10 protein-coding genes are annotated in these 12,439 nt (G+C 33.8%); all 10 read left to right on the forward strand.

The window, feature by feature from the left end; translation table 11 throughout:
- Nucleotides 1-4 precede the first annotated feature (4 nt).
- The 10 genes from M9Q43_RS11190 (at nt 5) to ftsA (ending at nt 12,438) form a co-directional block, all read left to right on the forward strand.
- A complete protein-coding gene (locus M9Q43_RS11190; protein WP_262318986.1) occupies nt 5-361 on the forward strand; it encodes an FtsL-like putative cell division protein in 357 nt (118 codons plus the stop codon).
- Entirely contained in the window at nt 352-2,334 is a 1,983-nt protein-coding gene (locus M9Q43_RS11195; protein ID WP_262318987.1) for a penicillin-binding protein, read from the forward strand. The genes M9Q43_RS11190 and M9Q43_RS11195 overlap by 10 nt, the downstream gene beginning before the upstream one ends.
- Nucleotides 2,331-3,794: a UDP-N-acetylmuramoyl-L-alanyl-D-glutamate--2,6-diaminopimelate ligase gene (locus M9Q43_RS11200; RefSeq protein WP_262318988.1), complete on the forward strand. Its 1,464-nt coding sequence runs from the start codon at nt 2,331-2,333 to the stop codon at nt 3,792-3,794. The genes M9Q43_RS11195 and M9Q43_RS11200 overlap by 4 nt, the downstream gene beginning before the upstream one ends.
- A 70-nt stretch (nt 3,795-3,864) precedes the next feature.
- Nucleotides 3,865-5,085 (forward strand): phospho-N-acetylmuramoyl-pentapeptide-transferase, encoded by a 1,221-nt coding sequence (mraY, locus tag M9Q43_RS11205; RefSeq protein ID WP_262318989.1) that lies wholly within the window; start codon nt 3,865-3,867, stop codon nt 5,083-5,085.
- Nucleotide 5,086: 1 nt separating this feature from the next.
- The gene (gene murD, locus M9Q43_RS11210; protein WP_262318990.1) at nt 5,087-6,421 is read left to right on the forward strand and encodes a UDP-N-acetylmuramoyl-L-alanine--D-glutamate ligase; all 1,335 of its coding nucleotides are present in this window, start codon (nt 5,087-5,089) and stop codon (nt 6,419-6,421) included.
- Nucleotides 6,422-6,433: 12 nt separating this feature from the next.
- Nucleotides 6,434-7,786, forward strand: a complete 1,353-nt coding sequence (locus tag M9Q43_RS11215; RefSeq protein WP_262318991.1) for an FtsW/RodA/SpoVE family cell cycle protein — start codon at nt 6,434-6,436, stop codon at nt 7,784-7,786.
- Nucleotides 7,787-8,899, forward strand: coding sequence for an undecaprenyldiphospho-muramoylpentapeptide beta-N-acetylglucosaminyltransferase (gene murG, locus M9Q43_RS11220; protein WP_262318992.1), 1,113 nt, complete (start codon nt 7,787-7,789; stop codon nt 8,897-8,899).
- Between the two features lie 98 nt (nt 8,900-8,997).
- A complete protein-coding gene (gene murC / locus M9Q43_RS11225) occupies nt 8,998-10,344 on the forward strand; it encodes a UDP-N-acetylmuramate--L-alanine ligase (protein ID WP_262318993.1) in 1,347 nt (448 codons plus the stop codon).
- Complete coding sequence (locus tag M9Q43_RS11230) at nt 10,331-11,053, forward strand: cell division protein FtsQ/DivIB (protein ID WP_262318994.1); 723 nt, start codon at nt 10,331-10,333, stop codon at nt 11,051-11,053. Before murC ends, M9Q43_RS11230 begins: the two co-directional genes overlap by 14 nt.
- Before the next feature lie 8 nt (nt 11,054-11,061).
- Entirely contained in the window at nt 11,062-12,438 is a 1,377-nt protein-coding gene (gene ftsA, locus M9Q43_RS11235; RefSeq protein WP_262318995.1) for a cell division protein FtsA, read from the forward strand.
- The last annotated feature ends 1 nt before the right edge of the window (nt 12,439 follow it).

Consider the following 12,439-nt stretch of genomic DNA (forward strand, 5'->3'; position numbering starts at 1 on the left):
CAGAATGAAAGACGGAATTTACAGTTTATTAAAAGCCAAGTTTCTTATTAGTGATGACGCTCTTAAGAACTGGAAGTTCATTGTTTTTCTTGTGGTTCTTGGAATGTTTGCTATTGCAAATAATCACCAATACGATGCAAAAAATTACCGAATCACCGAATTAAATAATCAAGTTAAAGAATTGCGTTCCGAATTTGTAGACCGCCGTTCTGAATTGATGAAACTAAAAATGGAATCTACGGTAGCTAAGAAAATGGAAACACGTCAAATTTTACCATCAGAAGTGCCTCCAGTAAAAGTTGTTGTTGAAAATAAAGAAAATAAAAAGAGTTTTTGGGATAAATTAAAAATATGGCAATAGAAGATAAAAAAATATCGTATCGCATGTATTTTGTAGCTGTTATGTTTTTCATAATGGCTGTATTTATTTTGATTAAACTGAATAATATTCAATGGGTTGAAGGGAATTATTACCGAAAATTAGGGAAAGAAAGAACGGTTAAAAATTTTCCAATTCCAGCCAACAAAGGAAATGTATATTCGGCTGATGGAAGTTTATTAGCAACATCAATTCCAGAATACACGATTTATTTTGATGCAGTAGCGCCTACTTCAGAATTGTTTAAAGAGAATATTCAAGCGCTTTCCGATTCGCTATCGGTTATGTTTGGAAAATCATCTGGGCATTATCAAGCGAAACTACAAAAAGCAAGAGCTAATAAAAGTCGTTACGTTTTCATTGCAAAAAAGTTGAGCTATACCGAGCATATGCGTTTGAAAACTTTTCCAATGTTCAATAAAGGAGCGAACAAAGGCGGATTGATTATCGAGCAAAAAATTGTGAGAGAACATCCAATTGGTTTGGTGGCAAAAAGAACCATTGGTTACGAACGTTCAAACGAAGATGGAAAAGGTTTAGAATATGCTTTTCGCGATTACTTAAACGGGAAGAACGGTCATCGTATGATGCAAAAAATCGCTAAAAATCAATGGAAACCAATTAGCGATATCAACGAGAAAGATCCTCAAGATGGTTACGATATTATTTCAACGATTGATGTTTACATTCAAGATATTGCACACCACGCTTTATTAAAACAATTAGAGCATTACAGTGCTGATCATGGTTGTGTGGTAGTTATGGAAACCAAAACTGGTCACATCAAAGCGATTTCTAATTTAGGAAGAGCAAATGATGGTTCATATTATGAAACACAAAATTACGCTATCACTGAATCTCACGAACCAGGTTCTACTTTTAAACTAGTAGATTTAATTGCAGTTTTAGATGATAAAAAAGCAGATACGAGTACTGTTTATGATTCTAAAGGCGGTAGAATTGAATATTATGGAAGATCAGTCAAAGATTCTAATGGAAAAGGTTACGGAAAAATCTCTCTAGCAAGAGGATTTGAATTGTCATCGAATACAGTTTTAGTACAATCGGTTTATGATAGTTATAAAAACAATCCAAAACAATTTGTAGATAGAATTAACAGCTACGGATTAAATAAACCTTTGGGCTTGCCAATAAAAGGTGAAGGAAAACCAGTTATTCCACAACCAGGAACTAATCGTTGGTCGGGAGTAGCATTGCCTTGGATGGCGTTTGGTTACGGATTATCAGTAACACCATTGCAAACACTGACATTATATAATGCAGTTGCAAATGATGGAGTAATGGTAAAACCAATTTTCGTTAGCGAAATAAAAGAATGGAATAAAACCATCAAAAAATACAATACAGAAGTTATCAATCCAAAAATCTGTTCACAAGAAACGTTGGATAAAGTGCAAGCCGTTTTAGAAAATGTAGTAAAAAGAGGAACAGGTTCTAAATTGTATTCGAAAGATTTTTCAATGGCAGGAAAAACAGGAACTGCTCAAGTAAACTATAAAGACAAATCGAAATTATATTATGCTTCATCTTTTGTAGGGTATTTCCCTGCGGATGAACCTAAATATTCTTGTATCATCGTGGTTCATAAACCAAATGTTGCAGCAGGATATTACGGAGCCGATGTTGCTGGGCCAGTTTTCAAAAGAATCGCACAAAAAATATTTACAGATTCTCCATCAACAAATCATGTAAAAAATATCGATGCTAAAGTAGTTTCTCAAGAAAAAAGTTACGCAGAATATTATAAAAAAGTAGAAAAAGAAGAGCGAATTGTGCCAAATGTAAAAGGTATGGAAGGAATGGACGCAGTCGCCTTATTAGAAAATTTAGGATTAAAAGTAAAAGTTATTGGTGTTGGAAGAGTGAAAAAACAATCGCTAACATCAGGACAAGCTTTTAACAAAAATCAAACTATCATAATCGAATTATCGTGAAGCAATTAAAAGACATATTATATAAAGTAGGAATTGAGGCAGTTCATGGAGCTACTGATATTACTGTTTCAAAAATTGAATTCGATTCGAGAAAAGTTGAATTGAACGATGTTTTTGTGGCAATCAGAGGAACGCTTTCTGATGGTCATGATTATATTGAAAAAGCATTAAGTCTAGGTGCTGTTGCGGTAATTTGTGAAGAATTTCCAAGTGTAATTGTAAACGGTGTTACTTATATTAAAGTAAAAGATTCTAACGAAGCGTTAGCTTTTTTAGCAGCTAATTACTACGAAAATCCTTCAGAAAATATTAGATTAGTTGGTGTAACAGGAACAAATGGTAAAACAACTATTGCTTCATTATTATACCAATTATTCAAAAAAGCAGGTTATAAAGTAGGATTGTTATCAACCGTTAAAATTATGGTTGACGAACAAGAATTTAAAGCCACACATACAACTCCAGATTCTTTAACTATTAACAAGTTTTTAGATTTAATGGTTCAAGAAGGTTGCGAATTTTGTTTTATGGAAGTTTCTTCGCACGGTGTTCATCAAAAAAGAACAGAAGCCTTACGTTTTGAAGGTGGCGTTTTTACCAATTTATCACATGATCATTTAGATTACCACAATACGTTTGCTGAATATCGCGATGTAAAAAAATCGTTCTTCGATAATTTACCAAAATCAGCTTTTGCAATTACTAACATCGATGACAAAAACGGATTGGTAATGCTTCAAAATACTAAGGCTAAGAAATTGACTTACGCTTTAAAATCGTATGCTGATTACAAAGCGCAAATTTTAGAAAACCAATTATCAGGATTGTTATTAAAAATCAATGATAACGAAGTTTGGGTAAAATTAATAGGTTCGTTCAATGCTTATAATTTATTAGCCATTTACGGTGTAGCAGTCGAATTAGGAATCGAAAAAGTAGAAGCATTGCGTTTACTTTCAGAATTAGAAAGTGTTTCAGGACGTTTTCAATTTATTGTTTCTGATTCTAAAATTACAGCTATTGTAGATTATGCTCACACACCAGATGCATTAGAAAATGTATTAAAAACGATAGAAGATATTCGTACAAAAAACGAACAATTGATTACAGTTGTAGGTTGTGGTGGCGATAGAGATAAAACCAAAAGACCAATTATGGCTAACATTGCTTCAACAATGAGCGATAAAGCCATTTTTACATCAGATAATCCAAGAACCGAAAATCCAGAAACGATTATTGAAGAAATGGAAAAAGGGGTAGAACCTCAAAATTTCAAAAAAACGGTTTCCATTTTAGATAGAAAGCAAGCCATTAAAACCGCTTGTCAATTAGCAAATCCAAATGATATTATTCTAATCGCTGGAAAAGGTCATGAAACGTATCAAGAAATAAATGGAGTCCGTCACGATTTTGACGATTTAAAAATAGTAACCGAGTTATTACAGCAATTAAACAAATAAAAGAGTAGCATTAAAGTTTTCAAGAGCCAACTTTTAAACTTTTAAACTCATAAACTTTTAAACTGATTATATGTTATACTACATCTTTCAATACTTAGACAAAGCCTTTGATGTTCCTGGAGCAGGAGTTTTTCAATATATTACTTTTCGCTCGGCATTAGCTTTTATTTTGTCATTGTTAATTGCTACGATTTACGGAAAAAAAATCATCAACTATTTGAGAAACCAACAAGTGGGTGAAACGGTTCGTGAACTTGGTTTAGATGGGCAAACTGCAAAAGCTGGAACGCCAACAATGGGTGGAATCATCATTATTTTGGCGACTTTAATTCCGGTTTTGTTGTTGGCGAAGTTGAATAACATTTACATCATTTTATTGATTGTAACCACGCTTTGGATGGGAACCATCGGTTTTATTGATGATTATATCAAAATTTTCAAAAAAGACAAACAAGGTTTAAAAGGAATTTTCAAAGTAATTGGACAAGTTGGTCTAGGTTTAATCGTTGGAACGGTTTTATATTTTAGTCCAGATGTTACGGTTAGAAAAGATACTTTAACAGAAAGAGTAAAAATAGAAAACAATATCAAACCAGCAGATTTAGAAGAAAAATCTACCGCAACAACGATTCCGTTTATGAAAAATAACGAATTCGACTATGCAGAAGTGCTTTCATTTATGGGAGATGATTATAAAAATTACGCTTGGTTGATTTTCATTCCAATGGTAATTTTAATTATCACAGCAGTTTCAAACGGAGCAAATTTAACAGATGGAATCGATGGTTTAGCCGCAGGAACTTCCGCAATTTCGGTACTAACGCTTGGATTGTTCACGTTCGTTTCGGGTAATATCATTTTCTCTGATTATTTGAATATCATGTACATTCCAAATTCAGGAGAAATGACGGTTTACATTGCCGCTTTCGTTGGTGCTTTAGTTGGATTTCTTTGGTACAACGCTTATCCAGCATCAGTATTTATGGGAGATACTGGAAGTTTAACTATTGGTGGAATCATCGCTGTAATTGCCATTTCTATTCGTAAAGAATTAATGATTCCAGTAGTTTGCGGAATTTTCTTAGCCGAAAATTTATCGGTAATTCTACAAGTGAGTTATTTCAAATACACGAAAAAGAAATATGGCGAAGGAAGACGAATTTTCCTAATGTCACCATTGCATCATCATTATCAGAAAAAAGGGTATCACGAAAGTAGAATTGTAACACGCTTTTGGATTGTCGGAATTCTGTTAGCGATTTTCTCACTTGTTTCTTTAAAATTAAGATAAGATGCGACTGGTAGTTTTAGGCGGAGGCGAAAGTGGAGTAGGAACCGCCATTTTAGGAAAGAAAAAAGGATATGACGTTTTTGTATCGGATTTTGGAAAAATAAAAGAGAATTATAAAGAAGTTCTTACTATTAATGGAATCGCTTGGGAAGATGAAAAGCATACAGAAGAATTAATTCTGAATGCCGATGTAGTAATGAAAAGCCCGGGAATTCCCGAAAAAGCGCCAATTGTAAAAAAGCTAATTGAAAAAGGAATTTCTGTAATTTCTGAAATAGAATTTGCGATTCAGTTTACTGACGCTACAACAGTTGGAATTACAGGAAGTAATGGAAAAACAACCACAACACTTTTGACATATCATTTGTTAAAACAAGGTGGTTTAAATGTTGGATTAGCAGGAAATATTGGAAAAAGCTTCGCTTGGCAAGTAGCCGAAAACAAGCATGATATTTATGTATTGGAATTGAGCAGTTTTCAATTAGACGGAATCATAAACTACAAGCCACACATTGCAATTATTACGAATATTAGTCCAGATCATTTAGATAGATACAATTACGATTACAGTTTATACATCGATTCTAAATTTAGAATTACAAAAAATCAAACAGAAACCGATTATTTGATATATGATAATGAAGACGAAGCGATTCAAAATTGGTTAAAGAACAATACGATTAAAGCAAATAAAGTTCCTTTTTCACTGGTTACAAAACCAGAAAACGAAGGAGGATTTTTAGAAGAAAATAACATGAATATCACAATTAAAAACGACACATTTACTATGCCAATCAACGAACTTGCATTAGAGGGAAAACACAACATAAAAAACGCAATGGCAGCAACTGCTGTAGCGCAATTGTTGAATATTAGAAAACAAACCATCAGAGAGAGTTTGACTAATTTCCAAGGTGCTGAACACCGATTAGAAAAGGTATTGAAAATTCAAGGGGTGCAGTATATCAACGATTCTAAGGCTACGAATGTAAATTCGGTTTTTTATGCTTTAGATAGTATGACAACGCCAACGGTTTGGATTGTAGGTGGTGTTGATAAAGGAAATGATTACGATGAATTAATGCCGTTAGTTCGCGAGAAAGTAAAAGCTATCGTTTGCTTAGGTGTCGATAATACAAAAATCAGCAACGCATTTAATAATGTGGTTGATGTTATGGTGGAAACTACTTCAATGTCAGAAGCAGTTCAAATCGCTCAACGTCTAGCTGAAAAAGGAGATAGCGTTTTGTTATCGCCAGCTTGTGCAAGTTTCGATTTATTTGAAAACTACGAAGACAGAGGAAAACAATTCAAACAAGCCATTTATAATTTATAATAACAGATAGAAATGTTTGATATCATTGGTAAAATAAGAGGAGATAAAACCATTTGGGCTATAGTTTTTCTATTGTCCTTAATCTCGTTTTTGCCAGTGTATAGTGCTAGTACTAATTTAGTTTATGTTATTGGAAAAGGTACTACAATTGGTTATTTGTTCAAACATTTTATACATGTAATGTTAGGTTTTGGAATTATATTTTTCATTCACAAAACACCTTATCATTACTTTAAAGCACTTTCCATTTTCGGAATTCCGTTAGTAATATTGTTATTAGTTTACACCTTATTCAAAGGAACAGTCATTGATGGTGCAAATGCAAGCCGTTGGATACAAATTCCATTTATAGGTATTGGTTTTCAGACTTCTACATTGGCATTTATCGTATTGATGATATATGTAGCAAGATATTTAGCTAAGGTTAGCGATAAAGAATATTCGTTTAAAGATTCCTTATTAGAATTGTGGGCGCCAGTTTTTGCTGTTTTAGCATTAGTGCTTCCAGCAAACTTTTCAACAACTGCTTTGATTTTTTCAATGGTATGTATGTTGGTTTTCATCGGACAATATCCAATGCGATATCTCGGAATTATCATTGGAGCTGGAATTGTGAGTTTAACGATGTTTATATTGGTAGCAAAAGCTTTTCCAGATGCAATGCCAAACCGTGTTGATACATGGATGAGTCGTATTGATAGCTTCTTTGATGACAAACCAAATGAAGACGAATACCAAATTGAGAAAGCAAAAATAGCCATCGCATCCGGTGGAATAAAAGGATTAGGTCCAGGAAAAAGTGTGCAAAAAAACTTCTTACCTCAATCTTCTTCCGATTTTATTTTCGCCATTATTGTGGAAGAATATGGCCTAGTAGGTGCAGTCGGAATCATCTTTTTGTATTTGCTTTTATTTATCCGCTTTATTATTGATGCGCAAAAAGCAACTACCTTATTCGGAAAATTGCTCATCATCGGACTCGGATTTCCAATCATATTTCAGGCGTTTATCAATATGGGAGTTGCGGTAGAATTGCTTCCTGTTACAGGACAACCTTTGCCGTTGATTAGTAGCGGAGGAACTTCTATTTGGATGACCTGTATTGCGATTGGAATTATTTTAAGTGTGACGAAGAAAGAAGAAGAAGTAGCGTTAGATTTAGAAGAAAAACGCAAACGTGATGAAGCGTTACAACAAATTATTGATGCTCAAGTAGCATTAAACGAAGATAAAGAAGCGGATGAAAATCAGCAAAAAATAAATGATATTAAAAGTTCTATTAGAGAGTCTTTAATTGAAGATGAAAACGGAGATGTGTTAGTAAACGGACAAAATCCGATGAACGCTGTTTTAAATAAAAGATAGATGAAAAATCCAAGATTCATAATTAGCGGAGGCGGAACAGGCGGACATATTTATCCGGCAGTTGCTATTGCAAACGAATTAAAATCTCGTTTTCCTGAGGCTGAGTTTCTTTTTGTAGGCGCCAAAGATAAAATGGAAATGCAAAAAGTGCCTCACGCAGGTTATGCAATCAAAGGATTGTGGATTTCAGGAATTCAACGAAAAATAACTTTTGATAACGTGATGTTTCCATTAAAGTTAGCTTCGAGCATGTGGAATTCATTCAAAATCATCAAAAGTTTTAAGCCTGATGTGGTAATTGGAACAGGTGGTTTTGCAAGTGGTGCAGTGCTGAAAGCAGCGTCAATGTTGAATATTCCAACGGTAATTCAAGAACAAAATTCGTATCCTGGAATTACCAATAAATTATTAGCAAAAAGAGCGAATAAGATTTGTGTGGCTTACGAAAATTTGGAACGATTTTTTCCAAAAGATAAAATGATTTTAACTGGAAATCCAGTGCGTCAAGATTTAATTGAAGCTGCTGATAAAAGTGAAGCAATTGCTTATTTTAATTTAGATGCGAATAAAAAAACACTATTGGTTTTAGGTGGAAGTTTAGGTGCCAGAAGAATCAATCAATTAATTGAAAAAGAATTGGATTTTCTATTGAGTCAGAACATTCAAATCATTTGGCAATGTGGGAAATTATATTTGAACGAATATAAAAAGTATAACGATAAAAGCCCCTCTGTTGGAGGGGTTGGGGAGGCTGTTCAAGTTGTAGCTTTTATTGACAGAATGGATTTGGTTTACGCTGCTGCAGATGTAGTGATTTCTCGTTCTGGAGCATCATCCGTTTCGGAATTGTGTATTGTGGGAAAACCAACGATTTTTATTCCGTCACCAAACGTAGCCGAAGATCATCAAACTAAAAACGCTAAAGCAATTTCAGATAAAAACGGAGCTATTTTAATCAAAGAATCTGAACTAGAAACGCAATTTGAAACGATTTTTTCCGATTTAATTTCAAACGAAAGTAAGAAATCAGAATTAAGTCAAAATATAAAAAAATTAGCTAAGCCAAACGCAACAAAAGATATTGTTGAAGAGATAATAAAGCTAATAAAATAATATTTCAAGGGCAAGTTCAATTACAAGAACAAGCTCAATAAAAAAGTAAGTAATAAAAGTTTGAAATTGAATTTTGAACTTGAAATTGAATTTGAAAAATGAATCTAAATCAAATACATAACGTTTATTTCATCGGAATCGGAGGCATCGGAATGAGTGCTTTAGCGCGCTATTTTCAATACATTGGAAAAAAAGTAGTGGGTTACGACAAAACACCAACGCAGTTAACAGATGAATTGCAAGAAATAGGTTTAGAAATTCATTTTGAAGATAATATAAGCTTAATTCCAACCGATTTCTACGTTGAAAATACCTTAGTAATCGTAACACCAGCGGTTCCTGTTTCACATTCCGAATGGAATTATTTCATCGAAAGAGGATTTACAATTAAAAAACGTGCTGAAGTTTTAGGAATCATTACCAAAGACACCTATTGTTTCGCTGTCGCAGGAACGCATGGAAAAACAACAACTTCTAGTATTTTAGGTCACGTTTTATATGAAAGTGGCGTAGATGTTACCGCTTTTTTAGGCGGAATTGTTGAAAACTATAATTCGAATTTAATTGGTTCAGGAAAAACAGTAACGGTTGTCGAAGCGGATGAATTTGATCGTTCGTTCTTGCACTTACATCCAAATGTTTCTTGTGTAACGTCAATGGATGCGGACCATTTAGATATTTACGGCGATGCAGCAAGTATTGAAGAATCATTCAGAGAATTCGCAGCCAAAACGTCTAGTGAAAATTTATACGTGATTAAAGGATTACCATTAGAAGGAAATACAATCGGAGTAAATAACGATGCTGATTTTTCTGCACAAAACATCCGAATCGAAAACGGATTTTATGTGTTTGATGTAAAAACACCAAATGAAGTTGTTCAAAATGTGAAATTTGGATTGCCTGGCCATCATAATTTGACTAACGCATTATTAGCTTTTGCCATGGCGAAATCTTATGGTGTTTCAAATGAAAAAATCATTGCAGCATTAGCAAGTTTTAAAGGAGTAAGAAGACGTTTTTCATTCCAAATTAGAGAAGAAAAATTAGTGTATATAGATGATTATGCACATCATCCAACTGAAATTAACGCGGTGCATCAAGCGGTTCGAGAATTATATCCGGGTAAAAAAATCATTGCAGCTTTTCAACCACATTTGTTCAGTAGAACGAAAGATTTTGTAGATGGTTTTGCAGAAAGTTTAAGTCAATTCGACGAGATTTTATTATTGGAAATTTATCCCGCTCGCGAGTTGCCAATGGAAGGTGTAAATTCGACTTGGTTGTTGAATAAAATTGACAATCCAAATAAGAAATTAGTGAGTAAAGACGAATTGTTCACGGCTTTTGAAAATTCAGATGCTGATGTGTTTGTAACTATTGGTGCGGGCGACATTGGTGAGCTTGTGAAAGATTTAAAAAAAGCGCTTCATGAAAAGAATTAATTGGCATACTATTCGCTTGGTGTTAATCATTTTTACAATGATTTTCCTTTATTCTTTCTCTTCAAAGAGGAATAGTGAGCGTAAAATCAGTAAGATAGACATCAAATTCGAGTCGAATGAAAATATGTTTTTAACACATGAAATGGTTAATAACTTGTTAATACAAAATTTGGGAGGTACATCAAGAATACAAAAAGATAAAGTAGATTTGAATACTTTAGAAACTGTTCTCGATGATCACGAGATGATTGAAAAAGCACAAGTTTTTTCAACAATAGACGGGCTTCTAAATACGCGTATTACTCAAAAGACCCCAATCGTAAGAGTTATTACTGATAATGAAAGCTATTATCTTGATTCAAAAGGATATAGAATGTCGTTGTCGGAGAATTTTTCAGCACGAGTTCCGCTAGTTACTGGCGAAATAAGTGAAGAAAATTGCAAGCCGTTTTTGTTCTTATTTAACGAAATCAAAAAAGATGATTTCTTAAGTAAAAATATTACTGGCGCACAGGTTATGGCTTCAGGAAATGTGGTGTTAACCAATAGAAGTTATGATTATAAAATAGCATTTGGGAAACCAATAAATGTTGAAAAGAAGCTTAAGAATTATAAAGCGTTTTTTCATCATGCTATAAAAGATACATTGATTAAAAGTTATAAAGAGGTAAACGTTATGTTTACACAACAAGTGGTTTGTAAGAAATAGTTAGAGTTATGAACAAAGACAACATTGCAGTAGGATTAGACATTGGTACAACTAAAATTGTAGCAATGATAGGGAAGAAGAATGAATACGGTAAGCTGGAAATCCTAGGAGTAGGAAAATCTAAAAGCTTAGGTGTTCATAGAGGTGTTGTAAATAATATTACACAAACCATACAATCAATTCAGCAAGCAGTTGCAGAGGCTGAAAATGATTCAGGTTATAAAATTAATGATGTTGTGGTAGGAATTGCTGGGCAACACATTAGAAGTATTCAACATAGCGATTACATCAGTCGTCCAAATGCAGAAGAAGTAATTGGAGATGCCGATATCGATGCATTGATTGGTCAGGTTCATAAATTAGCGATGTTACCAGGTGAAGAAATTATTCACGTGTTACCACAAGAATTTAAAATCGACGGTCAAGCCGAAATTAAAGAACCTATCGGAATGTACGGTGGAAGATTAGAATCTAGCTTCCACGTAGTAGTAGGGCAAGCGGCTTCGATTCGTAATTTAGGAAGATGTATCAAAAGTGCCGGATTAGAATTATCTGGATTAACATTAGAACCGTTAGCTTCGGCTGATGCAGTATTGAGTCAAGAAGAAAAAGAAGCAGGAGTTGCTTTGATAGATATAGGTGGTGGAACAACCGATTTAGCCATTTTTAAAGATGGAATCATTCGTCATACAGCTGTTATTCCTTTTGGAGGAAACGTGATAACGGAAGATATTAAAGAAGGATGTTCAATCATTGAAAAACAAGCAGAGTTATTAAAAACTCGTTTTGGTTCAGCTTGGCCAGGTGAAAATAAAGACAATGAAATTGTTTCTATTCCGGGTTTAAGAGGCAGAGAGCCAAAAGAAATTTCGCTAAAAAACTTGTCAAAAATTATTCACGCTAGAGTTGTGGAAATTATTGAGCAAGTATATGCGGAAGTAAAATTATACGGACACGAAGATCCTAAGAAAAAACTAATTGCTGGAATTGTATTGACAGGTGGTGGTGCTCAATTGCAACACATCAAACAACTGGTAGAATACATTACTGGAATGGATACAAGAATTGGTTATCCAAACGAGCATTTAGCAGGGGATTCAGACGAGGAATTGTCAAGTCCATTATATGCTACAGCAGTTGGTTTAGTAATGAATAGTATTAGAAACAATACAAAAAGTGCTACACCATTTGTCGAAATGAAAAAAGACGAACCAGTAGCAGTTCGCCCTCAAGTTGTGGTTGAAGAACCAATTGTTGAGGAAGAAAAAGAGGAGCCAAAAGCAACTCAAAACACAAAACAAGAAACAACAGATGACAGAATCAAACGTTCGTTTTTTGATAAGTATATAGATAAGATTAAAGAATTTTTAGATAACGCAGAATAAA

The sequence above is a fragment of the Flavobacterium odoriferum genome (assembly GCF_025499515.1).
GTDB classification, from domain to species: domain Bacteria; phylum Bacteroidota; class Bacteroidia; order Flavobacteriales; family Flavobacteriaceae; genus Flavobacterium; species Flavobacterium odoriferum.

What these genes read in the sequence shown, in the direction of transcription:
- M9Q43_RS11215 (WP_262318991.1), top strand. Translation starts at nt 6,434, where the DNA reads ATGTTTGATATCATTGGTAAAATAAGAGGAGATAAAACCATTTGGGCT.
- M9Q43_RS11190 (WP_262318986.1), top strand. Translation starts at nt 5, where the DNA reads ATGAAAGACGGAATTTACAGTTTATTAAAAGCCAAGTTTCTTATTAGT.
- ftsA (WP_262318995.1), top strand. Translation starts at nt 11,062, where the DNA reads ATGAACAAAGACAACATTGCAGTAGGATTAGACATTGGTACAACTAAA.
- murD (WP_262318990.1), top strand. Translation starts at nt 5,087, where the DNA reads ATGCGACTGGTAGTTTTAGGCGGAGGCGAAAGTGGAGTAGGAACCGCC.
- M9Q43_RS11195 (WP_262318987.1), top strand. Translation starts at nt 352, where the DNA reads ATGGCAATAGAAGATAAAAAAATATCGTATCGCATGTATTTTGTAGCT.
- murG (WP_262318992.1), top strand. Translation starts at nt 7,787, where the DNA reads ATGAAAAATCCAAGATTCATAATTAGCGGAGGCGGAACAGGCGGACAT.
- mraY (WP_262318989.1), top strand. Translation starts at nt 3,865, where the DNA reads ATGTTATACTACATCTTTCAATACTTAGACAAAGCCTTTGATGTTCCT.
- murC (WP_262318993.1), top strand. Translation starts at nt 8,998, where the DNA reads ATGAATCTAAATCAAATACATAACGTTTATTTCATCGGAATCGGAGGC.
- M9Q43_RS11230 (WP_262318994.1), top strand. Translation starts at nt 10,331, where the DNA reads ATGAAAAGAATTAATTGGCATACTATTCGCTTGGTGTTAATCATTTTT.